Here is a 22,986-nt window from a genome sequence, read left to right on the forward strand (position 1 = left end):
GAATAGGCGTAGTTACAGGCGGAAGGAGCACGGAGCATGGAGTCTTCCTCGGAAGCGTCATCCATGGCCCAGGGCCTTCGGATAGTGCGGCTGGTCGCAGACCGGGAGAAGTGGGGAAGGCGGCTACTCGGCGTTTCCCAGATCGCATCCGAGCTGGAGATGGACCAAAGCCGTGTCTCCAGGTTGACCCAGGAATTGTGTGAGCTGGGATTGCTGGAACGCGTCGAACGCGGGCCATTCCGGACCGGTCCACGTTTTTTTAGCCTGGCTGCCGCTTTGAATACCGGCTGGGTCCGCGAATCAAGAACCGAACTTGAGGCTTTGGTGGCCTCGTTCGGCCTTAGATCCAGGCTGTCCGTCCGGGATGGCTTCCGCGTCATTCTCCTGCGGACATCCAGCAATGACGCGGTTCCCGGCGGCTTCGTGAAACCCGGCATGGTGACACCCGTGTGGTGCACCGGGTCCGGCCGGGCCCTGCTGTGGGACGAGGAGCAGCCAGCCGTCGAGGCCCTCCTTGCGGACGTCAATTTCATTGGCATAGGCGGTCCGGGGGCGGCCCATTCGCCGCAAGAAGTCGTCGACTTGATGGACCGGGACCGTGCGCGGGGCTTCATTGTCGCGGAGGAAGAGTTCGAGCATGGAGTCTACGAACTGGCGGTTCCGGTCCGCACCTCCGACGGTTCCGTTCTTGCAGCGCTCAGTGTCCTGGGCGGCCGGGCCGAGATCATGTCCGGCGCGGATGAGCTTGCAAAGGCCCTGTGGGAAGCAGCCCAACGGCTGGCGTCCTGCCAGGGCGGCCCGCGGAACAGCGCTGGCCGGAAGGGTCTTGCCAGCTAAGGCACGTTCTTCGGCGGGGCCTGACCCAGCATGGACTCGAGCCACCTTCCCCAGGACACGAGGGCCGTGGCGCAGGCCTCCAATCTAGGCTGCAGGCGGGTCTTGGCGCCTACGACCTGCAGCGCTGCCACCACGTCGCCCTTGAAGTCCCGAATCGGAACGGCCAGGGAATACAACCCGGGCTCGGCCTCCTCGTCCACGATGGAGTATCCCCGCGCCCGGGCCGCGCGCAGTCGTGACAGGAAGTCCTCCGCGTCAACGGGTGTATTGGGGCCATGACGCGCGAAAGCGACACCGGAGAAAAGGGTCCGGACCTCGTCGTCGGACGCTTCCCACAGCAGTGCCTGGCCGGCATCACTGCAGTAGGCCGGATACGGCCGACCCAGCCATGAACCGATCATGTTGCTACTTGCCGGAACATGCTCACCGATGGTGACGGTGCTGTCTCCGCTCAGAATTCCAAGGAAGCATCCTTCATTGGTTTCGCGGGCCAAACCTGCCAGTGCGGTGGCGCCGTCAGTCTGCAACCGCTGTTCGGACAACAGTTGTGCGTCCGTCAGGAGCGACCAATCGACGGCGTAGGTCCGGTGGTCCTTGCGGACCAGGAACCCCTCCTGCTGGGCCGTCCGCAGGCTGCGCGCAACCTGGCTGCGGTCCTTGCCCAGATCGGTTGCTATATCAGCAACCGTTCCGCCACGCAGGCCTTCTGCGTTGCGGGAGCCCACCGCTAGGACAGCCATCATTCCCCGGCCCATGCTGGATGTCTTCGACATGGGTCCGATTCTAGTCACTGGAGGGACGCCTCCTAGTGGATGGCGAAGACCCGGGCAGGAAAACCGCTTCCCCTCAGTGGCTTGGGCCAGGTGGCAATGAGGGCCGCTCCCGCCTCAGGAAGTCCGTCAAGGTTCGCCATCAGCTCGATCTGCCACCGGTTCTGCGCCAGGACGTAGGTCTCCAGTGCAAAGTCCTGGCGGGACGTGGCCAGTCCCGGGTCTGTGTCCGTCTGCTCATGACCGACCGCGGTAACCGACCGCTCCTCAACCAGGAAGGAGAGGACTTCCTGGGACCAGCCAGGTGTGTGGCTGACACCGTGATCGTCCCTGTTTGCCATGGCGGCAGCGTCAGGCCAACGGTCACTCCAGCCTGTCCGCAATGCCACAAAGGCGCCGGGCGGGATGGCACCATTGCGGTGTTCCCACGCCTGGACGTCCTCCATCCGGGGAGTGGCGTCCGCATTAGCGGTGACGCGTTCAGTGATGTCGAGGACGACCAGCGGAAGGACCATCTCCTCCACGGGAATCTGGTCCAGGGTCCTTCCCCCTTGGACGAAGTGCGAGGGAGGGTCAACATGTGTTCCCCATTGTCCGATGATCGAGTAGCGGTGGGCGGTGAACCCGTCACCTTTCTCCAGATCGAAGACGGGCTCCCTGATTTCATCGGGGAATGCGGGAAAGTGTGGCTGGCCGGGGTGGAAGGCGTGCGTCAGGTCAGTGAATGATCTGCCGGCGAACAGCGTCTGCAGGCCGTCCCACAGGGCGGTTGTGGTGACTTCGGTCATGGCGTGGCCTGGCTTTCAACGAGTGCTGGAAGGGCAGTGTTGGAAACACCGATTGGCCCTGTCAGCTCAATGACGGGCACCTCCCAGGGGTGGATATCCACTATGTGCTGCAGGAAGCGTTGCACGGCAGCGTCGTCGAGCGCAGCATCGAAATACGTCGTCAGAACCAGGGTCGGTGAAATTGTCTGCTGGCCAACCTGCCCCAATGTGGGGTTGGCGCCTTCAGTGCAGGTGAACCCCTCGAAACCCAAACCTGATTCGAAGACATGCCGGTAGTTGCCGAAGTCCCCGAGGTCGGGGGATTCCGCGACGGCTTTGAGCAGGGCCGCAATGCCCGCTTCGTCTTTGAATGCGTCTGCGTCGCCGCTGGCGAGCCGCGAGAAGGTTTCCGAAGCTACGGGCCAATGCACACGCAGTTTGCGTACTGGTTTCATTTCAATTTTCAAAGGAGGGCCTCCTGGGCCGTTCGTAAGGGTGTTGCTGCCATCGTGGCATGGTGTGATGATCATTACAAGCATTGAAAGATGCTTATTATGAACATATATGCGGTGCGCAACGCGTGTACCCCGCCCTCATGCCTGACAGGCATGGACGAACGAACCGCTTGGAGCCCAAACAATGCCTACGAACACGAAGCTCTCCCGCATGCTTGATGCCGGAGCCAACCTGACCGTGGACGGCGCACTTGCCACCGAGCTGGAAGCGCACGGCTGCAATCTGGATGACCCCTTGTGGTCGGCTAAAGTCCTCCTGGAGCAGCCGCAGCTCGTCAAGCGTGTGCACCGCGATTACTTCCGTGCCGGAGCGGCGGTCGCGATCACGGCCAGCTATCAGGCAACACCCCAGGGATTTGCCCGGCGCGGCATTGGCCAAGAAGAGGCCCTGGAACTCGTGGCATTGAGTGTGCGCCTGGCCGACGAGGCCCGCAGCGAGCACCTGGCCGAAAACCCGGGTGCAGGCACTCTGCTGATTGCAGGATCGGTCGGTCCCTACGGCGCTTACCTGGCGGACGGGTCGGAATACCGGGGAGACTACTTCCTCAGCCGAAACGAGTTCCTGGAGTTCCACCGGCCACGAATTGCCGCGCTGGTGGACGCCGGAGCGGACTTCCTTGCCTGTGAGACGCTGCCGTCCCTGCCGGAGGCGGAGGCCCTGGTGGCGCTCATGCAAGAGTTCGACGTCGAGGGCTGGCTCTCCTTCACGCTGCGGGACGGTGCGCACATCAGCGACGGCACGCCGCTGGCTCAGGTGGCAAAGCTCAGCAGGGCGCAGCCGTCCGTTGTGGCCATTGGCGTGAACTGTGTGCCGCTGGAGCTGGTTGCCCCCTCTTTGGGTTCATTAGGCAAAGCCACGGATACGCCCCTGATCGCGTATCCAAATTCCGGCGAAAGCTATGACGCCGTCAGTAAAACCTGGCGCCCGGCTGCGTCCGGGGACACATCCAGGGGACCCGACAGCAAACAGCCCGCAAGCCTGTCCGAAGGAGCCGCCGTCTGGCGTGACCTTGGTGCCCGGCTCATCGGCGGGTGCTGCCGGACGACCCCCGAGGACATTGCCGCCGTGGCTATGCGCACGGCAAATCCCTGACGGCAGTTCCATCCCGCCGCGGCCAAGGCTGCGGACGGCAGCCCCTGCAAGGATCCTGCTGGTAGCCTCAGCAGGCCGGAACCCCCGCATCCACGGGTCCGTCGCTGGGGCGGATCCAGAGGTTGTTGATCACCTTGTACCAGACGTTGCCGGAGGTCCCGGTGGGCTTGCCGGTCGCTCCGTCGTAGATGGTGTACGAGGCCCCGGTGGTCACACACTGGACCTGGACCCGGGTGCCCTGGGCCACGAACGTTCCGCCGCCGGCGGCACAGTTCGCCGCGGTGTCCGGGGCGGAGGTGCCGTTGGTGGGCCATTCGCAGGTACCGGGACTCGCCGAGCCGTTGTCCACCACGAGGTACTTCGCCGGAGCCGTCTGGCCGGTTGCCGAGACGGCGGTGCGCTGGCCGAGCTCGTCCACGGTGGTGACGGTGATGGAGACGGACTGGTCGTAGCCATTGCCGGTGGTGACGGACCCGCCGCCGGCACCCAGTGTGCCCGACTTCCCGTCAGAGGACCGGTACTCGAGCGCCACAACCCGGCGTCCGTTGTTGACCACGGCGCCGACGTCGAACCTCACGGTCGTGGTGACGGTAACGGGGTTAATGCTCGCGGCGTGCGGTTTGCCGTACGGCGCCACGGGGTTGGAATTGGTGACCGGCCCTTCATAGGTGGCACCATCCATGCTGTTCACGGCGCGCACCCCGATGGTGTAGTTGCCGTTATTGGGCACCCCGGCCCGGATGACCCTGTCCGCCGGCACGGCCGTGAAGCCGCTTCCGTTGACCTGGTACTGGTAGCTCGGGGTGGCGCCGTTGCCCGCTGCCTCGCCGAAGGTGAGCTGGACCGCGTTGTCGAGCGGATCGGCGCGGACGCTTGGGACGGCCCCCGGCGTGCCGAAGGCCCGGCGGGGGTCCGACGGCGGGCTGGCCGCCGACGTGCCGGCCTTGTTCTTGGCGGTGACGGTGAAGGTGTAGTCGGTGGCGGAGTTGCCGACCGTGACCGGCACGCTCAGCTGGCTGCCGGACACCGTGCTGCTGCCCACGACGGCTCCGCCCCGGACGGCATTGACGGTGTAGGTGTCAATGGAGGCGCCGTTGTCCGCTGCCGGAGCCCAGGCCACCATCATGATCGATTCCGTCCCGCCCGAGGTGGAACGGGTGGTGGTCGGTTTGCCGGGGGCGCCCGGTATGCCTGCCGGGATGCCGCTCGCTGAGTAGGGACTCCAGTCCGAGGGGTCGGGAGCCTTGTTGGAGGCCTGGATCCTCACCTGATAGGGCGTGCCGTTCTGCAGGCCGGTCCACCGGTAGGACGTTCCGGTGACATTGCTGGCCCGGACGTTTCCGCCCGGAGGTGCCGGTGAGATCTCCAGGTTGTAGCTCTGCACCGGTGAGCCCGGGCTCCTTGGCGGTACCCAGTTCACGGTGAGCTGCTTGTCGCCAAACACCAGCGTGGGCGCGGCCGGGGTCTCCGGCTTCGCGTCCGGGCGGGCCGGCGCCGAAGCAGGGGATGGCGGCGAGTCGCCCACCTCGTTCGTGGCCACCACGGTGAAGGTGTATTCCACGTCGTTGGTCAGGCCCGTCAGGGTGCACGTGGTGGCGGGGCATTGCTGCGAGAATCCTCCGCTGCCGCTGATCTTGTAACCGGTGATGGCTGCCCCGTTGTTGGCGGGCGGTGCCCAGTTGAGGACAACGGTGCGGTCGCGCACTTCGCCCACTGTCGGCGCCGGCGGTGCATCCGGCTTGTCCTTGACGGTGAGCCGGATGCGGCCGTCGATTTCGCGTTCCGCGTCCCGGGTTTTGTCCTGGACCCGGTAGCGGATCACCATGGTGCCCACGAACTTTTCGGCGGGCGTCACCACGACGGCGTCGCCTGCCACTGTTGCCGTGCCGGTTCCGGTTTCGACGGCGGCGCTCAGGATTTTCAGCGGTGTCTCCGGGAACGGGTTGACGTCGTTCTCCAGCGCCTGCACCTGCTGGGACTGCCCGGCCCGGGCGCTGGCGATGACGTCGTCGTTCGCTACGGCAAGGGGTCGCTTCGACCCGACCACCCGGATCTCGACGGCACTGGCAACAGGTGCGCTGCGCCCGTCCGAGACGGTGACGGGCACGGTGAGCCTGCTGCCCTTGGCTGCGCCGTCGACGGTGGCCTTGAAGAGGCCGCCGTCAAGGCTGGCCCTGACCCCGGCGGGCGGTGCCCCTTTCAGCGCGAAGGTGAGCTTGTCCTGGTCCGCCTTGTCGACGTCGGACGCCGCCTGGCGCAGGTCCAGCGTGGCTTCCTCGCCCGGCGCGGCATCGAGGGTGCTCGACGGGAAGGTCGGCGGATGGTTGCGGGCGGGGTCGGGCAGGACGTTGATGCCGATGGTCAGCACCGCCTTGCGCCCGTCGGGATCGTCGACGGTAACGCCGTCGGTGACCTCAAGGGAAACCGCTGCCGGGCCCGTGTAGTCGTCGGCGGAGGTGAACACGAGGGTGGTGGCGTCCTTCACCAGCGGCGCTCCGTTGGATGCCACCGCCTGGACCTTGGAGTCCTGCGTGATGCGGGGACTCTTGCCGGGACGGACCACCACCAGGTCCTTCAGGTCCATGGTCAGCTGCTGGCCGCTGACCACTTCCAGGGGTGCCGTGCTCCGCAGTGCGGGCGCCTGCCCTTCGAGGCCCGGCACCACGATGAACGCCGTCGAGCTGAGGTTATCGATGTCCGTGACGGTGTACGCGACAATCTGCGGCTGGCTTTCCAGCCGCACGGCGACCTTCCCGGGAGCGGAGACGGTGGCGGTCGGTGCGGCCTCGGGGAAGGTGATCTTCAGTTCGGCGGCCACGCCGTCCGGGTCGTCGTCGTTCTTCAAAACCGGAACCTCGACGACGGTCTTGCCCAGTGTCTCGGCAAACGTCACACGGTCGTCCCGTGCGATGGGGGCCAGGGTGGCGGCGTTGCTGCGCACCTGGACTTTGAGGGTTCCGACGGCGGTGCCGCCGCGGCCGTCGCTGACCTCGTACCGGACAACGGCCGTGGCGGTTGCCGCGGCCGGGGCGGTGAGCTGCACCCGGCCGTCGATGACCTGGGCCTTCAGTTCCGGGGCGGCTTCCAGCCTGTTGGCTGTGAGGGTGATGTTGTCGCCGTCGGGATCGGAGTCATTGGCCAGCACGTCCACGGCCACGTGGCGGCCCGGGAGGACGGTGATGCTGTCCTCAGCTGCCGTGGGGCTCTGGTTGGATCCGGCGGCGGGTGCGATGCCCACGGAGGCCCGCGCGGTGGATCGCGCCCCGAACCTGTCCTCCACCACGTAGGTGAACGTGTCCTGTCCGGAGGCGTTCGCCGGCGCGGTGTACTCCACATAGTTGGCGCCCACCACGGCTGTGCCTTTGCGCGGTGCCTGTTCCAGCCCCACCAGGGTGACGGAATCGCCGTCGGGATCTATGCCGTCCAGCGGAATGGCGATCCTCGTCGTGTTGCCGGCAACCACCCGGCCGGTGACGTTCTGGGGGAGCGGCCTGGAGTTCGTTCCGGCCGCGCGGATGTGGATGGTCACCTGCGCGGAGTCTTCCTGCCCGTCCGGGCCGGACACAGCGTAGATCGCGTGCACCGTTCCACCGGCGGCGCCGGCCTTGAAGCGCAGCACGTCCCCGGAGATGGCCAGGAGGCCCTGGGCGGAGTCGATGCCCTGCACCAGGACCGGCTTGAGCTTCAGCTTGGCGCCGTTGGGATGGGAGTCGTTGGCCAGGACGGCGATGGTGGCGACGTCGTTGGCCCGGACGGTGATTTCATCCGGGGCCGCGACGGGCGGGAGCAGTTTGGCGGGTGCCGGAATGGGCAGGATGGTCACCTCGCCGGTTGCGCTGGCCACGCCGTTGGACACTGTGTAGGTCAGGCTGGTGGGTGCGGTGAGGCCGCGGACGTCGGTGATGCGCAGGATCTGGTGGTTCACGACGGCGACGGCGACCGCCGAGTTCCGGGGAAGGCCAACGGACTGGATGACGAGGACGCCGCCGGCCGGATCGGAGTCGTTGGCGAGCGCATCGACCAGCACTTCGCCGCCCACCGGCAGCAATGCCAAGTCAGCGACGGCCACCGGCTCACCCCGTTCGGCGCCGGCGGCTTTGACGTCGATCCGTACGAGCCCCTCGGAGCTTTCCGGCCCGTTGGTCACCAGGTACGTGGCGTAATACGTGCCGGCGTTGAGCGCGCGGAAGGTGAAGGTCCCCGCCTGGTAGTCGGGCGTGACTTCCTGCTTGGGAGGCCCCGCCACGCGGGTCAGCCGCAGTCCGTCGCCGGTGGGGTCGCTGTCGTTCTTCAGCGGTGAAACCAGGATGTCCTGGCCGGCGATTCCGGAGACGTGGTCTGCGTTGGCTTTCGGCGGAAGGTCGCCCTTGGCGCGGACATCCACCACCACCGTGCCCTCCACCTGGTCCCGTCCGTCGGAGACGGTGACCGCGACTTCCTTCTTGCCCAGCGCGGATCCCACGTCCTGGAACGTCAGAAGGCCGTCCGCCCGGGTCCGCACCTGGTCGCCGTCGCGGGTGGGGCGGGCGCCCAGGAGCAGCAGGTTGTCGCCGTCGGGGTCTGTCCAGTCGGTGAGGATGTTCTGGGAAATGCTTTTGCCCTGTTCCAGGATGATCCGGGGCACGCGTTTTTGTTTCGGTGGTTCGTTGCTGGCGGGGTCCTTCACGGCCAGGGTGACGCTGGCCCCGGCGGTGCCGCCGCGGCCGTCGCTGACCTGGTACTGGAACTGCGAGGTTCCGGTGGCATCCGCCGGGACAGTCACCTGCAGGCCGGTTCCGTTGTAGACGGACTGCACGCGGCCCGCGGCGGGGTTGTCGCCCACGGGCTGGACGGTGAGGACGTCCCCGTCCGGATCCGAGTCGTTATCCAGGACCGGCAGGATGGTGGTCCGGCCGGGGCGCACTCCGAAGCTGTCGTCGACGGCGGAGGGCGGGCGGTTCTCTTTGGTGCGGTCCGGGAGGGTGTCCACCGTGTTGTCATCCGCGGCGGGGTCGTCCTGGTCCTCGGTGGTGTTGGGCGGCGGAACGATCTCGTCCCAGTTGGCCACCAGCCTCATGTTCTCGGTCACCAGCCAGACGTTGCCGGACGTGATGTCATTAAGGACCACGATGTCCCGGTTCACCCGGAAGACGAGGTTGGACCGGGCGCTGGCACCGGGGATGTCGGCGCGGCTGCTGTCGGCACGGTTGGTGCATTCGCGGAGGTATTTTCCTGCCCCGGACCAGGCGGCATACACGCAGCCGTTGAGGTGGACCGGAGTGGCGGGGGTTTCGGACGATCCGAGGTCCACAACCGTCGCGGAGGAACCGTCCAGGGGCTGCTTGATCAGGGCCTTCTTGGTGGCGACGGCGACGAAGTCGGCGGCGGGGCCGCTTTGCTGCAGTTTGCCGTCCGCCGCCTCCGGGACCTGCGCCACCCGGCCGCCGGGAAGGTGCAGCGTTCCGCCGTCGGCGTCGAACAGCACCGGTTTGTCGCCGACGGCGGCGACCTGGAGGTTCTCTTTGTTGCGGATCTGCCCGTACTGCACGGTGTTGCGGGAATCCACTCCGCCGGTGGCATTCACGCGAAGGGAGGTCACCTCGCCGCGCGCGGGATCCGCGGCGTGGACGACGTCGTCGACTCCTACCGTCGCGACGATGCCTTTGGCATCGCCCACCACGGGTTCCTGTGCAGCGAAGTCGATGGAGCCCAGCATGCTGCTCTGCGTCACCCAGAGGCGTCCGGAGTTCGGATCAGCCAGGGCCACCGCTTTTTCCCCGAAGGCGGGGACCGCGGTTCCCGGCAGCTGCTGGGGCGGTTCAAGGGTGACGGCGGAGACGTCCACCCGACCCAGGGAAGCATTGCCGCGGTCCGAGACGAGCACACTGCTGCTGTGCTGGAGGATATCGAAGTCAGAACTGGCGGCCATGAGGCCGCCGTCGAGCGTCTTTGACTGGAAGTTCAGGTGGCCCACAAGATTCATCCCGGAATTGGTCACCCACACGCCGCCGTCGTTGAGGTCGACATGCGTTGTCTTGAACCCCGGATGGACGACAGCCGCTACGAGGAGCAGTCCGACTGCCGAGAACGTCGTCGCGGACGCCAGTACCCGTTGTTTTGCGCGCGCCCATGAGCGAAGCCGCATCCGTCCCCCAGTCTTAGTTTTAGCCCCCAGTTAATATACGCGGGGGAGGGAGGCTGCGTTCGCGTCGGGCTTTCAGGCGAGGAGCATCCGGACGGTGTTGCGCAGGGTGGAAGCGACGAGTTGGGGGACCAGCCGGCTCATTCAGAACGGCGATGCCTGTGGTGGATGGAGTAGTGTTCGAACACCTCTGTTGACGTTGTTCCGGCGTGACCGAACCGGCCGCGGAGAACCTTGGCGAGATCGTCCAGCGCCGCCTCAAGCATCCGCCCGGCGAACTGCAGATCGCTGTTGCCGCTGGCCTTGGCAGCGGACGCGAGTTCCTGGGCGTAGGTGACCGTGGCCGGCAGCGAGCCACGCTGTTCGACCTCCTGGAAATAGTAGGTTTCGTGGAAGGCGAGCAGATCGATGCTGACGGAAGCGACGCTGCCGGCCAGCGATTCGAGCAGCGCCGCGGCATGGCCGGGAGTCATCGTGAACGGGTCGCCAGGAGTGGCCGCTTCCTTTAACAGGTTCAGTTGATGGGCTAGGGCACGGCGCCGGTTCAGGGCGGGATACATCTGAAGGATCCACGAGACCGTGGCCGTCAGCAGGCCGAAGCCTGTGACTGCCTGGGCGGCCGAGACGAGCCTGAGCAGAGGGTGGCCTGCCACTACTTCCCCGAATCCCACGGTGGAGAGCGTAACCATGGAGATGTAGACCGCTTCCAGGAAATCGGCCTCCCGGGGGATATTGTCACCGTAGATGAACCCCGTGGGCAGGTGCGGCAGGTAGAGCAGCGCCCAGCCCAGGATGGCCATGGCCGCCCAGGCGCCGATGACGGCCGCCATGGCCACGGGAGCGGCGATCGTCGAGGCACCCCGCCTGGACAGTTTGGACAGACGCCAACAACCGTGCATTATGGCCCGGCACACGGGGCCGGAGCCGTGCGGGTAAAGCAGGGTGTGGAAGACGTCGACGAGCATCAGCAGGATCAGCCCGGCTCCCGCCGCAGTCCATAAGACGTCCCAGAATTCCATGCCTCATCTTAGGGTCCCGCCCCGGGCCCGCTCGTGGCTCCCGGGGCGCTCGCCTTAGCCCCGCGTCATCTCCTCCAGCAGTTCCAGCACGTGCCGGTAGTCCTTGCCGGTGGCCCGTGTCATGCCCAGTTCGCAGGTTCGGTTGCAGGACGCATGCGCTGACGCCTCCATCTCGGCGACTTCCCTGCCCTGCTTCCGGGTGGCGGAGGCCGTGAGTTCGGGGTGCAGCATGCCGCGGTCCCCGGCGAAGGCGCAGCAGCCCCAGCTGTCCGGAACTTCCACCCGCTCGGCCACAGCGTGGGCAACGGCAGTCAGTGAACCGTTGATGCCCATGCGGGTGGAGGAGCAGGTGGGGTGCAGCGCCAGGGAATCGAGCTTCTCGTGCCCCGGCAGCTTGGGAAGGATGCGCTCGGCGGCGAAGTCCACGGCATCGACGATCCTCAGCTCACGCTGCCCGGGCAGCGGAGCATAGGATTCCACCGCCTGCCGCAGCCCTTCGGTGCACGAGGATGCGTCGCAGATGATCGGGAGTTCCCCGTCGCGGGTGGCCTGCCGCAGCGCCGCCAGGGTTTTCTCCAGCATGGTGGCCTGCCCTGCGGCCATGCCCTTGGAGGACCACGGCGTTCCGCAGCACAGCCCATCGATGCCGTCCGGCACCAGTAACTTCACCCCGGCCCGCTCGCAGAGCTGCTCAAAGCTGTACTGGACGCCCCGGCCTGCGCCGGCGTCACGGGAACCGTCGCCGCTGCCCCGGCCAGCCGGGGTGTCGCTCGAACCGGCCGGGCCGAACATCGTCTGCACACACGCCGGGAAGTACACAGCGTCCGGTGCCCCATCCGGCGTCGGCCGTTTTCGCGCCGAACCGCCGCCGGGCAGTTCCGCCGAGTACAGCGGAACGGTGTCCGTCCCGAGGACGGCACGGGCTGCCTTGTTAGGTGGAACCACCGCCGCGGCGGGAAGCTTGTTCACCACCGTCAGCGCCAGGGATGCCCCGCGCGTGACTCCGTCCCAGTGCTTCGCCGCGGCATTCCACACGCCGTTTTCCACCGGACCGGCCTCGGCCCGCCGGATCCGCTTCACCAGCAGGCCGGTGTTGATCTCCACGGGACAGGCCGTCTGGCACATGCCGTCCACCGCGCAGGTCTGCACCGATTCGTAGTCGTAGTCTTTTTCGAGCTGCCTTACCAGGGAGGAGTCGCCCGCCAGCCGTGCCGACTCGATGGCGCGCAGCGTGACAATGCGCTGGCGCGGTGTCAGGGTCAGGTCCTTGCTGGGGCACACCGGCTCGCAGTAGCCGCAGGAGACGCAGCGGTCCACCTCCTCGGCCACCGGCGGCGCCGTCTTGATGTGCCGCAGGTGCGCCTGCGGGTCATCGTCCATCAGGACGCCGGGGTTGAGCATCCCCGACGGGTCGAACAGCTGCTTGATCCGGCGCATCACCGCGTACAGCTCGTCGCCGTACTGCCGCCGCACATAGGGCGCCATGACCCGGCCCGTGCCGTGTTCGGCCTTGAGCGAGCCGCCTTCACCCAGGACCAGGTCCACCATGTCCTCCGTGAATGAGCTGTAGCGGTCCAGCTCCTGTGGGGTGGTGAACCCGTCGGTGAGCATGAAGTGGACGTTGCCGTCCTTTGCGTGGCCGAAGATGACGCTGTTGCTGTAGCTGTATTTGTCGAACAGCCCGATCAGTTCCCGGCAGGTGCGGCCCAGCACGGGAACCGGAACCACGATGTCCTCCAGCAGGGCAGTGGTTCCGGGCGGGCGGGCTCCGGCCACCGAGGCGTACAGGCCTTTGCGCAGGTGCCACAGCTGGGCCCGGGCCGAGGCGTCGCCGGTGAACTGCGCCGGGGCGGAAAGACCTAGACCCTTGAGCATGCCCTCGCCCCGCTGGCGCAGCTCTGCCAGCTGGTCGGGCTGTTCGGCCGAGTACTCCACCAGCAGCGCGGCATGGTCCCGGACGGCAAGGTCCTGTACGACGGCGGGAGTCCCCTTGAGCGTCTGGCCCACCTTGAGCGACAGGGCATCCATCAGCTCCACCGTCGCCGCCCCGGTTTCCACCAGGGCGGGAAGGGCTTCGTTGGCTGTCTGCAGGTCGGGGAACACCAGCAGTCCGGTGGCCGCGTGGGGCAGCCGCGGAATGGTCCGGAAGACCGCTTCCGCCACGAAGCCGAGCGTGCCCTCACTGCCCACAATCAGGTGGGCCATCATGTCCACCGGGCTGTCGTAATCGAGCAGGGAGTTCAGGCCGTAGCCCATGGTGTTCTTCATGGAGAACTGCTGCCGGATCCTGCTCACCGAATCGCCGTTGCCGCGCACCCGCCGGGCCAGCGCCGCCAGGCCCGCGTGCAGTGCCGGTTCCAGGGTGCGCAGTTTGTGGTCTGCGTCGGGCGCGCCTGTGTCGATCACCGTGCCGGAGGGCAGCACCACGGTGACGGATTCGAGCGTGCGGTACGCATTGTCCACCGTGCCGCAGTTCACGCCCGAGGAATTGTTGGCCACCACCCCGCCCACGGTGCAGGCCGATTCGCTGGCAGGATCCGGGCCGAACTTGCGCCCGTAGGGTGCCAGCCGGGCATTCAGTGCGCGCACCGTCACGCCGGGCTGGACGCGGACCCGGGCACCGCCGTCGAGCACCTCAACGTTCCTGAAGTTGCGGCGCACGTCCACCAGGACGCCGTCGCTCACGGCCTGCCCGCTGAGGCTGGTACCGCCCGAGCGGAAGGTCAGCGGAACGCCTTGGGCGGCGCTGGCGCGGAGCAGGCGGCCCACCTCGTCCGCGTTTCCGGCCATCACCACTGCCTGCGGGATGAGCAGGAAATGGGAGGCATCATGGGCGTTGGCGTGGAGGTCGATGGGCCGGGTTTTCACCTGGGCGGGATCGGCCACTGCCTCACGGAGCCCGGCAAGTTGCAATGTTGACATCAGGGAACCATCCAGCCAAGTACGGGGGTGGACTGCAGGAGGATCAGGACGGTGATGAGGGCCAGCAGCCCGACGCTCCATCCGATCAGTTTACGGAACAGCGTCCCTTCGGAGCCGTCCAGTCCGACGGCGGCAGAAGCCACCGCGAGGTTCTGCAGTGAGAGCATCTTGCCCATGACGCCGGCGGAGGAGTTTGACGCCGCCATCAGAACCGGGGACAGCCCTGTCTGCTGGGCAGCGGTGGCCTGCATCTGCCCGAACAGCGAGTTGGAGGAGGTATCGGAACCGGTCAGGGCGACGCCGATCCAACCGATCAGCGGGGAGAGCACGGCGAAGAATCCACCGGCGGAAGCCAGGGCAAAGCCGAGGGTAGTGGTCTGGCCGGACAGGTTCATCACGAAAGACAGGGCAAGGACGGAGGTCACGGTGACGATGGTCCAGCGCAGCTGAACGAGCGTCTCCCGGTAGATCCGCCAGGCCTGGCCGGCCGTGATCTTGTAGAGGGCCATGGTGATCAGGCCGGAGAACAGCAGGAGCGTGCCGGTGGCCTTAAGGTGATCCAGCTTGAACTTGGTGGCGGCCACCGGTTTGCCGGCTGAATCATTGATTTCGAGGCCCGGCCAGTGGAACGTCACGGTGCCCACCTGGTTCAGCCAGGACTTGATGGCGGGGATCTGTGCGAGGGAAAACACCGTGATGATGATCAGGTAGGGGGCGATGGCCATCCAGATGTGGCGCGGTTCCGGGCGGGTGCTGTCCGCGGGTACGGCGTTTTCCGCTGCCACCGTGATTCCCGCTGCCGGCGGGCCGGCGTCGGCGGCGCCGGCGGCTTTGCGGGAGGCCGCCGTCGTCCCAACCTGGGAACCAGCAGCGCGCCGGGACACGGCCGCCTGGGCGGGTGCGGCCTCGGCCGTAGCCGACTGCACCGCGCCGGACGTCACGCCGCCGGCCATACCGATGGTTTCGCTCGGTGTCCAGAACCGCAGCATGACCAGGACCGCGGCGACCGTGACCACGGCGGCCACCACGTCCGTGAGTTCCACGGCGAGGTAGTTGGAGGTGATGAACTGGGAAACGGCGAAGGCAATGCCGGCCACCAAAGCCACGGGCCAGGCCTGCTTCACGCCCCTGCGTCCGTCCACGATGAATACCAGCAGGAGCGGCACGATCAGCGCGATGAACGGGGTCTGCCGGCCGGCCATCGAGGAAAGGTCATGGAGCGGCAGGCCGGTCACGCCGTTAAGCGCAATGATCGGCGCGGCCATGGCGCCGAAGGCGACAGGCGCGGTGTTGGCCAGCAGGGAGACGATCGCGGACTTCAGGGGCTTCATCCCGGCGGCCATGAGCATGGCCGCGGAAATGGCAACCGGCGCGCCGAAGCCGGCGAGGGATTCCAGCAGGGCGCCAAAGCAGAAGGCGATCAGGATCGAGAGGATGCGCAGATCGTCCGAGATGGAGCGGATGGTGCGGCCCAGGGCATCGAACCACGGTGTGGCGACGGTGAGCTTGTAGATCCACAGCGCGTTGGCCAGGATCCAGAGAATAGGGAAGAGGCCGTAGAAGATACCGGCCGCCGTGGCGCTAAGGGCCTGGTTGACGGGCATTTGCCAGCCCACAACTGCCAGGATCAGTGACACCGCGAGGCTGGCGATGGCAGCCGTGGGTGCCTTGACCCGGAAGACGCCCAGAAGAACAAAGAGCAGGACAAGCGGAAGTGCGGCGCAGAGGGCCGAGAGCAAAAGCGACCCGCCGATGGGGTCAAGGATCTGCTGAAACATGGGATCTCCAGAATGTGTGAGGCGTCACAGCTCCGTGGCACCCCTCGATTGTCTAACAAGTACACAAGCCAGTCAAGAGCACTTTGTTGGCTTGTCTGGCAAAATTGAGGGAACCCAGCCCCTCAAGCGACGTGGAGAAGCGGAGAGCCGTGAGCCGTGTTTCAGCTGTATCGATCGTCGAGGCGATCGCCTCGGACATTCGAACCCGGGTCTTTTCGGGCGAACTCCCGGCGCTGCATGCGCTGACGGAGACCGAAGTCGCTTCCTCCTACGACGTTGCCCGGCCCACGGCCAAGGCCGCGATTGAGAAGCTGGTGGCGGAGGGGCTGCTGGTCAGGGGAGTGCACAAAACCGCCCGCGTGGCCGACCTCGGCCCGGAGTCCGTGCGCGACATCTACCTTGCCCGGGCCTACCTGGAGAGCGAAGTGCTCCGCCGGCTGGCATCCAGCCGGACCGTGCCCGACGAAGCCGTGCGGGCCAACAATGACATCGCTGCCCTGAAGACGGGCGCGCCCCTTGACGTGGTGGAGCCGGACATGCGGTTTCACACCAGCCTGGTGGACGCCCTGGGCAACCAGCGCATCAGCAAGATGTACCTGTCGCTGGTGGGGGAGGTTCGGCTCTGCATGTCCCGGGTGCAGTCACTGCACCTGCTGGATACAACGCTCATCCAGTCGGAGCACCAGAAGCTGCTCGAACTGATTGCGGAGGGCAAAGGCGACGACGCCGCACAGCTCCTGGACGAACACCTGGGACGGGCCCGGGAACGGCTGGTCGCCGCCATGGGCGGGGAAGCGGGCCCGGAAGCGGAGCTGCCGCCAAGGCTGACGGGGTAGGGGCGGCGCCCGCCATCAGGGAGTTTCGACGGCGGTTCGTTCGACGGCGGGACCCTCACCCGCGCACGGCACCGGGGCTGCCGCCGGCGTCCGCCACCGAACGCGCCGGTCCCCACGAGCTGAGCAGGGCGAGGCCCGCGGCCACCGCCGCGCTCAGCACCACTGCACCCAGCCACAGCGAGACCGGCCAGCGGATCGCGTCCGTCACCGCGAACGCCGCCAGCTGGCCCGTCCACAGCAGCGCCGCGATTCCGGCCGTCACTGCCGGCAGCCGCCGGCCCAGCCAGGTTTCGGGGACCCGGGCCAGCAGCAGGTCGGCGGCGACGGCGGCAATGGTGGCGCCCGCTGCACCGGCAATCGAATACGGGCGCAGTCCGATCATCGCCACCGGCAGCCAGGCCGCCGCCGCCACCAGGAGGGTGACAATCCCGCGGGCTGGGCGCCGGGCGGCGGAGAGCGTGAAGAGGAAGGGCGCGATGATCAGCGCGGTGGTCAGGAGATAGCTCGCCAGGGTGATGACCACCGGCAGCTCCGCCTGGATGCGGCCGGGCGTGCCCACCGGCGCCGGCACGAAGACGGCGGTCGGCCCCGGCCGGACGAAGGCGGAGACGTAGACAAGGAAGAACGCACCCAGCCCGGTCATGAGGACGACGGCGAAAATCGCCGCCGGGGTCAGGGTGCGGTTCCCGGCGTGGCCGGGCACGCCCTTTTGGCTGCGCGCTGGCTGGCTGCGCGGGCACTGCGGACGGCGGTGCCCAGGATGAGGAAGAGGCTGAAGCCGAGCAGCAGGTGCGTGGGGCTGACCAGGGCGTCCAGCGAGACTTCAATGCCCAGGAGTTCGTGCCAGAGCAGGTCCAGGCCGCCGGCTGTGGCGAACAGGACCACGCCGGCCGCGGTCCCGCGGTAGCCGGGCGGAATGGCCTCCAGCAGTGGCTGGCCGTGCCTCCGGTTGCGCCAGATAACTAGGGCGATCCACGCCGCCGTCGCCAGCATGCCGGAGTAGAGGGCGGCGTGCCACGGGGTGAAGAAGGTCTCCAGGCTGGGCAGGTTGATGTGCGCCCAGCCGTCGAGGAAGACAGCCAGTAACAGCCACAGGCCCAGGAGTTCGGTGACCAGGTCGCGGCGTGCGTCCGTGCCGGTGTTGCGCGCAGCCTCGAGCATCGTTGCCCACTTCCACGGAACCGTCAGGTGAGGGGATCGTACTGCCGTGACTGGGCCGCGAACAAGGAAAGGGTGGTCATGAGTCCGAAGCACGTCCTTGCATCAGGCTGCTGCTGCCGCGTGGCAACCGGCCATAGCCGAACGACTGATTTTGTTTTTTCTGTAGATAATCGATTCTTAATACGATAGTGTTTTCTTAGTCGCAGACCCGCCACGACGGGTCTGAAGGAGCCGTGCAACGAGTAGGAGACAAGGATGTCTTGGGGATTGATCAGCGCCATGGGCCACGTAAGTATTCAGACGACGGACCTCGGGAAGTCGGTTTTTGATGCGACTCAGATCCTTGGACTGCGCGAAACGGAGCGGACCTCCGATGCCGTGTACCTTGCTGCAGGCAATGTCCACCACGAACTCGTCTACGTTGAATCCGACGTCAACGGCGTGGATGGCTTTGGCCTGGTGGCCTCCAATGGCGACGCGCTGCGTGAGATCCGGCGCCGTGTGGAGGATGAAAACTTCAGTATCGTCAGCAACAAACCTCGATGTGTCGGTATTGAGGACGGCTTCTCCTTCATTGGGCCCGAAGGATTCGTGTTCGAAATCTATGTCGGCATGCAGGAGGACACCGCTTTGCAGCAGTCCTTCGGCCCCGACCGTTATGGGCATGTCAACTTCCACCCCCGGGACGTCGGCGGCATGATGCGGTTCCTGCATCGCGTACTGGACTTCCGCCTCTCCGACGTAATCGGCGACGACTTTGCCTACTTCATGCGCTGCAACCCTGATCACCACGGCATCGCCCTGGTCCGCGGCGAAGGAACCCTGCACCACCATGCCTGGCAGACACAAAGCATTGCGGACCTCGGCAAGCTCGGTGACCGGCTGAACAAATTGGGCCGGGAGCTGATCTGGGGCCCGGTCCGTCACGGGGCCGGGCACAACATCGCCGCATACTACGTGGAAACCTCCGGGGCTGTGGTCGAGCTTTACACGGATCTGGAACAGATCTACGACGACGCCCGTCCTCCAGTCGTTTGGGGCGAGGACGAGAACTGGTACAACATGTGGGGCGAATACCGCCCCGTGGACTTCCGCAGGTTCGGGCTCGCTCCCGTTGACCGCCGGTCCCTCAGCAGCCTCCACCGCTGAGGCACGTCGCAAACTTCCATGTCCCGGACCCGTCGTCGGCGCTGATTAAACTTTTTCACCACGGTTATGCGTAATCGATTGTTCTTCTCCTGTGATCTGCGTCATGCTTACAAGAGTGAATGAAGGGTCGCTTCGGGACGTGACCACCAATGCTGTCGGTCGCCCAACTCTCACAGCTTTCGAAAAGAGATCATGTTGAACCCGAAAACCGCCCAGGGAAGAAGTCATAAGCCGGTGGACCTGCCGTCGGGCACGAAGTCACCAGCTGCTGACTCCCTGAACACCAAGGACATGCGCCGGATCCTAGGCTCCAGCCTCATCGGCAGCATCATCGAGTACTACGACTTCATCCTTTACGCCACGGCTGCGTCCCTGGTGTTTGATCGCGTTTTCTTTGCCAATCTCGGCCCCGGCCTCTCCCTGTTTGCCTCCTTCGCAACGCTAGCTGCGGGATACGTCGCCCGGCCGCTGGGCGGCATCATTTTCGGCCACTATGGTGACCGGTTGGGCCGGAAGAAAATGCTGGTGCTGTCAATGCTCATGATGGGCGGCGCGACTGTCCTGATCGGGCTCCTGCCCGCCACGGCACAGATAGGTGCTGCGGCCCCGATCGTGCTGGTCCTCCTGCGCATCATCCAGGGCATTTCCGTTGGCGGGGAGTGGGGCGGCGCCACCTTAATGGCACTGGAACACGCCCCGGCGAAAAAGCGCGGCCTCGCCGCAGCGTTCGCCAACGCCGGCGGACCGGCCGGCGGGCTGCTGGCCACTCTTGCAGTTTCCGCCGTTTCCGCCCTGACCGGAGACCAATTCCTGGTCTGGGGCTGGCGTATTCCGTTCCTGCTCAGTGCCCTTCTGATCATGATCGGCCTGATCATCCGCCTTCGGGTGGCGGAGACGCCTGTATTCCAGAAGCTCGACGCCGAGGCCGCCAAAATCAAGCACCTGCCTTTGATGGAGGTGCTCCGCCAGCATCCGCGCGTCGTTCTGATTACGCTCGTGGCAACGCTGGGATTCTATGCGTGCCAGGGACTGCTAACTGTGTGGGGCGTTTCGATGGCCGTGGAAAGCGGCGTGGACCGTTCCGGTGTCCTGAACTGGAAGGGAGTCGCCGCCGTGGTGACGGTGGCGGTCTGCTTCTATTCAGCACGACTCAGTGACCGGATTGGCCGGCGCGCTGTACTCACCGGCGCGGGCGTGGCAGCCATTCTCCTTGCCTTCCCCCTGATCATGCTGCTCACCAACGGAACCCTGTGGGGCTTTGCTGTGGCAGTGGTTGTAGGTAATGGACTGGTTCAGGGCGCGCTCGCCGGACCCATCGGCGCCTACATCTCCGAACAATTCCCCACCGGTGTCCGTTACACGGGGGCGTCCCTGTCCTACCAGGGGGCCTCGATGATCGGAGCCGGCTTTACCCCCATGATCGCTACGGGCCTGGTTCTCGCAGCCGGCGGCGGCGTATGGATGGTGGCGGTGTTCTGGATTGTCATCCTGGTGGCCGGTCTTGCCGCAGTGCGCCTGACCCGTGAGGGCTCACGGCTCAGGCTCGACGCCGTCTAGGCGCACTGCGCTAGTAATCCTTGGCTGTCCTGCACCTCAGCGGGATCGCCCTTTGCGTACCATTGTCAGTTTTATTGAATCTGTTGCGCTGAAACTTCTCCATTTACGCTGCAAGGCATGCCTGCCATGCTGGAGGCAGCGAGCGCTCGGATGGCGCACATCACGAAAGGAACCAGGCGATGAAGCCTAAGAATCACATGGTCCTCACCACCTTCATGCTGCCGGCGGGGTACCACAAGGACAGCTGGCGGATGGAGGGAAGCCGGGCCGAGGAGCTGGGCAACCTGGACTTCGTGGCAGACCTGACCGCCATGGCCGAGGCCGCGAAACTTGACGCGGTTTTCTTCGGCGACATCGTGCACGCCAATACGGTCATGCGCGGTGACATCAAGATGAACGGGTTCTACGAGCCGATGACCGTGCTGGCAGCACTGGCCGCCAGGACGAAGAACATCGGCCTGATCGGGACCATGTCCACCTCATTCTCGGAGCCCTACAACCTGGCCCGCCAGCTATGCGGACTGGACCACATGTCCAACGGCAGGGCCGGCTGGAACGTCGTGACGTCGTCGGACGGTTTTGGCAATTACGGCGTGGAGGACGTTCCCGACCCGGCAGTGCGTTACCGGCGGGCCACCGAGTTCGTGGACGTTGTGCAGCGGCTCTGGGACAGCTGGTCCGACGACGCCATCATCGTTGACAGGGCGTCCGGTGAGTACGTGGACCGGAGCAAGCTGAAGGCCATCCGGCACAAAGGCGAGTTCTTTGAGGTTGAAGGCCCCATCAACATGCCGCGCTCGCCCCAAGGACGGCCCGTGCTTGTCCAGGCAGGATCCTCGGGCCCAGGCATGGACCTGGGTTCCTCCGTGGCCGACGGAATCTACACGGCCCAGCCGTTCAAGGAACCGTCCATTGAGTTCTATACAAAGTTCAAGAACATGGTGGCAGAGAAGGGGCGAAACCCCGACGACGTCAAAATCATTCCGGGCATCCTGCCGATTCTGGGCGACACCGAGAAGGAAGCGCTGGACCTGGCCAACGAGCTGGCCGTCTACGTGCACCTGGGCAACGGCCGCAAGCAGGTCGGTGCTGACCTCAAGATGGACCTTTCCGAGCTGGAGTTCGACGAGTCGATCCCGGCCGAGTGGTTTTCCGACGATCCCAGGCTGGGCAGCCGTTACCAGATCTACCGCAAGAAGAGCGTGGAAATGGGCATGACGCTGCGCGAGCTGATCGTGGACCTGGCGCGTTCCACTGGACACCAGTGGATGGCAGGGACGCCCTCGCAGGTGGCTGACCGCATGGTTGACTGGTTCGAGTCGCAGGCCTGCGACGGCTTCAACCTCAATGCCCCCTTCAACCCGGGTGGTTTCAAGCTCATCTGCGACAAGCTGGTCCCGGAGCTCCAGGACCGCGGATACTTCCGCTCCGAGTATGAGGGCACCACCTTGCGTGACAACCTAGGGCTCTCACGCCCGTCAGCGTGAGCGGCCCAGCTCAGAACGGCTCGGCTTAGGACCCGGCAGGGCCAAACCGTTCAACGGCGACGTCCACCCACGCCTGGGCGCGGGTGTTAAGCCGCATGCTCCGCGTCCAGGCCAGCGAAACGGTGGCCTGGGCGCGGGTGTGGACACGCGGCTCCGCAACCCGCTTGAGGACAACCTTCAGCTCTTCATACGGCGCGTCCAGCATGGGCTGCTGGAAGAGCACAGCGACGCCACGGCCGCCCGCCACCAGGGACCGGACCGTTGCGTAACTGCGTGAGCGGTGCCGGATGTCCGGCGTCAACCCGGCGTCGCGGTACATTTCCAAGATGCGGGTGGAAATGGGCGGAGCGTCGAAGAAAATCAGCGGACTGGCAGCCACGTCCCGAAGCGAAACCACCTCCGCTTCGCGCAGGGCATGGTCCTTCGGAAGCAGGATGTAAGGCTCCACCGACAGCAGCGGCGCCGTCTTGAGGGCAGGAGAAACATCCATGTCGTAGACGAAGGCGGCGTCGATGGAACCATTGAGCAGGCGCTCCTGAAGATCCTCGTGGTACCCCTCGATGAAGTCCACCTCCACGTGCGGGCACTGGCCCGCAAAGTCGGCGAGCATCGGGGGAATGATGGTGGGCGCCAGTGGCATGAAGCAACCGACGGTCAGCGGCCCGCGGATGTCCGTCCTGTCCCCCTTGGAAAGCGACGCGATCTCGTCCGCGAGATCAAGCAACTGGCGCGCCTGACGGAACACAACGATGCCCGTCGACGTCAGCGTGAGCCCCTTCGACTTGCGCTTGATGCACAGCTGCGCCCCGACAATCCGCTCGAGTTCCGCGATGGACATGGAAATGGCCGACGGCGCCATGTGCAGCCGGCGGGCCGCCTCGCTCATGGTTCCGGTTTCGGCCGCCACCACAAAATGCAGAACCTGGCGCAGCGTGATCGAAGGGTTCAGGGTGATATTCATCTTTTCAATTCTA

16 protein-coding genes are annotated in these 22,986 nt (G+C 65.9%); 6 read left to right on the forward strand and 10 right to left on the reverse strand.

Annotated features, from left to right (window positions below):
* Positions 1 to 36 precede the first annotated feature (36 nt).
* Complete coding sequence (locus AC5RWD_RS00855; RefSeq protein ID WP_494018218.1) at positions 37 to 837, forward strand: IclR family transcriptional regulator; 801 nt, start codon at positions 37 to 39, stop codon at positions 835 to 837.
* On the opposite strand, the gene AC5RWD_RS00860 is transcribed toward AC5RWD_RS00855, so the two are convergent.
* Genes AC5RWD_RS00860 through AC5RWD_RS00870 form a run of 3 tightly spaced genes read right to left on the reverse strand, consistent with a single transcriptional unit; the run spans position 834 to position 2,841 of the window.
* The gene (locus AC5RWD_RS00860; protein ID WP_494018219.1) at positions 834 to 1,610 is read right to left on the reverse strand and encodes an IclR family transcriptional regulator; all 777 of its coding nucleotides are present in this window, start codon (positions 1,608 to 1,610) and stop codon (positions 834 to 836) included. The genes AC5RWD_RS00855 and AC5RWD_RS00860 overlap by 4 nt on opposite strands.
* Positions 1,611 to 1,642: 32 nt before the next feature.
* Positions 1,643 to 2,395, reverse strand: a complete 753-nt coding sequence (locus AC5RWD_RS00865) for a cyclase family protein (RefSeq protein ID WP_494018220.1) — start codon at positions 2,393 to 2,395, stop codon at positions 1,643 to 1,645.
* Positions 2,392 to 2,841 (reverse strand): hypothetical protein, encoded by a 450-nt coding sequence (locus tag AC5RWD_RS00870; protein WP_494018328.1) that lies wholly within the window; start codon positions 2,839 to 2,841, stop codon positions 2,392 to 2,394. The genes AC5RWD_RS00865 and AC5RWD_RS00870 overlap by 4 nt, the downstream gene beginning before the upstream one ends.
* 172 nt (positions 2,842 to 3,013) lie before the next feature.
* On the opposite strand from AC5RWD_RS00870, the gene mmuM reads away from it, so the two are divergent.
* Complete coding sequence (gene mmuM / locus AC5RWD_RS00875) at positions 3,014 to 3,982, forward strand: homocysteine S-methyltransferase (RefSeq protein WP_494018221.1); 969 nt, start codon at positions 3,014 to 3,016, stop codon at positions 3,980 to 3,982.
* Between the two features lie 67 nt (positions 3,983 to 4,049).
* Here the strand turns inward: mmuM and AC5RWD_RS00880 are convergent, their stop codons facing one another.
* The 4 genes from AC5RWD_RS00880 to AC5RWD_RS00895 all read right to left on the reverse strand — a co-directional run bounded on the left by AC5RWD_RS00880 (position 4,050) and on the right by AC5RWD_RS00895 (position 15,822).
* Positions 4,050 to 10,106, reverse strand: a complete 6,057-nt coding sequence (locus AC5RWD_RS00880) for an Ig-like domain-containing protein (protein ID WP_494018222.1) — start codon at positions 10,104 to 10,106, stop codon at positions 4,050 to 4,052.
* Between the two features lie 137 nt (positions 10,107 to 10,243).
* A complete protein-coding gene (locus tag AC5RWD_RS00885; protein ID WP_494018223.1) occupies positions 10,244 to 11,122 on the reverse strand; it encodes a potassium channel family protein in 879 nt (292 codons plus the stop codon).
* A 54-nt stretch (positions 11,123 to 11,176) separates the two neighbouring features.
* Positions 11,177 to 14,044 (reverse strand): FAD-binding and (Fe-S)-binding domain-containing protein, encoded by a 2,868-nt coding sequence (locus tag AC5RWD_RS00890; RefSeq protein WP_494018224.1) that lies wholly within the window; start codon positions 14,042 to 14,044, stop codon positions 11,177 to 11,179.
* Positions 14,044 to 15,822, reverse strand: a complete 1,779-nt coding sequence (locus AC5RWD_RS00895; protein WP_494018225.1) for an L-lactate permease — start codon at positions 15,820 to 15,822, stop codon at positions 14,044 to 14,046. The genes AC5RWD_RS00890 and AC5RWD_RS00895 overlap by 1 nt, the downstream gene beginning before the upstream one ends.
* Before the next feature lie 149 nt (positions 15,823 to 15,971).
* Here AC5RWD_RS00895 and AC5RWD_RS00900 point away from each other — a divergent pair, with 149 nt between their 5' ends.
* Positions 15,972 to 16,658: a GntR family transcriptional regulator gene (locus AC5RWD_RS00900; RefSeq protein ID WP_494018226.1), complete on the forward strand. Its 687-nt coding sequence runs from the start codon at positions 15,972 to 15,974 to the stop codon at positions 16,656 to 16,658.
* A gap of 55 nt (positions 16,659 to 16,713) precedes the next feature.
* On the opposite strand, the gene AC5RWD_RS00905 is transcribed toward AC5RWD_RS00900, so the two are convergent.
* Both AC5RWD_RS00905 and AC5RWD_RS00910 read right to left on the reverse strand, forming a co-directional pair.
* The gene (locus AC5RWD_RS00905) at positions 16,714 to 17,361 is read right to left on the reverse strand and encodes a hypothetical protein (RefSeq protein WP_494018227.1); all 648 of its coding nucleotides are present in this window, start codon (positions 17,359 to 17,361) and stop codon (positions 16,714 to 16,716) included.
* Complete coding sequence (locus tag AC5RWD_RS00910; RefSeq protein WP_494018228.1) at positions 17,331 to 17,819, reverse strand: hypothetical protein; 489 nt, start codon at positions 17,817 to 17,819, stop codon at positions 17,331 to 17,333. Before AC5RWD_RS00910 ends, AC5RWD_RS00905 begins: the two co-directional genes overlap by 31 nt.
* 255 nt (positions 17,820 to 18,074) lie before the next feature.
* Between AC5RWD_RS00910 and AC5RWD_RS00915 the strand changes: the two genes are divergently transcribed.
* The 3 genes from AC5RWD_RS00915 to AC5RWD_RS00925 all read left to right on the forward strand — a co-directional run bounded on the left by AC5RWD_RS00915 (position 18,075) and on the right by AC5RWD_RS00925 (position 22,012).
* Positions 18,075 to 18,968: a VOC family protein gene (locus tag AC5RWD_RS00915; RefSeq protein ID WP_494018229.1), complete on the forward strand. Its 894-nt coding sequence runs from the start codon at positions 18,075 to 18,077 to the stop codon at positions 18,966 to 18,968.
* 192 nt (positions 18,969 to 19,160) lie between these two features.
* A complete protein-coding gene (locus tag AC5RWD_RS00920; protein ID WP_494018230.1) occupies positions 19,161 to 20,525 on the forward strand; it encodes an MFS transporter in 1,365 nt (454 codons plus the stop codon).
* A 179-nt stretch (positions 20,526 to 20,704) separates the two neighbouring features.
* Entirely contained in the window at positions 20,705 to 22,012 is a 1,308-nt protein-coding gene (locus tag AC5RWD_RS00925) for an NtaA/DmoA family FMN-dependent monooxygenase (RefSeq protein WP_494018231.1), read from the forward strand.
* A 25-nt stretch (positions 22,013 to 22,037) separates the two neighbouring features.
* Here AC5RWD_RS00925 and AC5RWD_RS00930 read toward each other — a convergent pair whose 3' ends face one another.
* Complete coding sequence (locus AC5RWD_RS00930) at positions 22,038 to 22,973, reverse strand: LysR family transcriptional regulator (RefSeq protein WP_494018232.1); 936 nt, start codon at positions 22,971 to 22,973, stop codon at positions 22,038 to 22,040.
* Between the last annotated feature and the right edge of the window lie 13 nt (positions 22,974 to 22,986).

It is taken from the genome of Arthrobacter sp. CMU6, from assembly GCF_059090205.1.

Excerpts from the sequence above, each read along its gene's own strand:
- AC5RWD_RS00855 (WP_494018218.1), top strand. The coding sequence starts at position 37 with ATGGAGTCTTCCTCGGAAGCGTCATCCATGGCCCAGGGCCTTCGGATA.
- AC5RWD_RS00860 (WP_494018219.1), bottom strand. The coding sequence starts at position 1,610 with ATGTCGAAGACATCCAGCATGGGCCGGGGAATGATGGCTGTCCTAGCG.
- AC5RWD_RS00865 (WP_494018220.1), bottom strand. The coding sequence starts at position 2,395 with ATGACCGAAGTCACCACAACCGCCCTGTGGGACGGCCTGCAGACGCTG.
- mmuM (WP_494018221.1), top strand. The coding sequence starts at position 3,014 with ATGCCTACGAACACGAAGCTCTCCCGCATGCTTGATGCCGGAGCCAAC.
- AC5RWD_RS00880 (WP_494018222.1), bottom strand. The coding sequence starts at position 10,106 with ATGCGGCTTCGCTCATGGGCGCGCGCAAAACAACGGGTACTGGCGTCC.
- AC5RWD_RS00885 (WP_494018223.1), bottom strand. The coding sequence starts at position 11,122 with ATGGAATTCTGGGACGTCTTATGGACTGCGGCGGGAGCCGGGCTGATC.
- AC5RWD_RS00890 (WP_494018224.1), bottom strand. The coding sequence starts at position 14,044 with ATGTCAACATTGCAACTTGCCGGGCTCCGTGAGGCAGTGGCCGATCCC.
- AC5RWD_RS00895 (WP_494018225.1), bottom strand. The coding sequence starts at position 15,822 with ATGTTTCAGCAGATCCTTGACCCCATCGGCGGGTCGCTTTTGCTCTCG.
- AC5RWD_RS00910 (WP_494018228.1), bottom strand. The coding sequence starts at position 17,819 with ATGCTCGAGGCTGCGCGCAACACCGGCACGGACGCACGCCGCGACCTG.
- AC5RWD_RS00915 (WP_494018229.1), top strand. The coding sequence starts at position 18,075 with ATGTCTTGGGGATTGATCAGCGCCATGGGCCACGTAAGTATTCAGACG.
- AC5RWD_RS00920 (WP_494018230.1), top strand. The coding sequence starts at position 19,161 with ATGTTGAACCCGAAAACCGCCCAGGGAAGAAGTCATAAGCCGGTGGAC.
- AC5RWD_RS00925 (WP_494018231.1), top strand. The coding sequence starts at position 20,705 with ATGAAGCCTAAGAATCACATGGTCCTCACCACCTTCATGCTGCCGGCG.
- AC5RWD_RS00930 (WP_494018232.1), bottom strand. The coding sequence starts at position 22,973 with ATGAATATCACCCTGAACCCTTCGATCACGCTGCGCCAGGTTCTGCAT.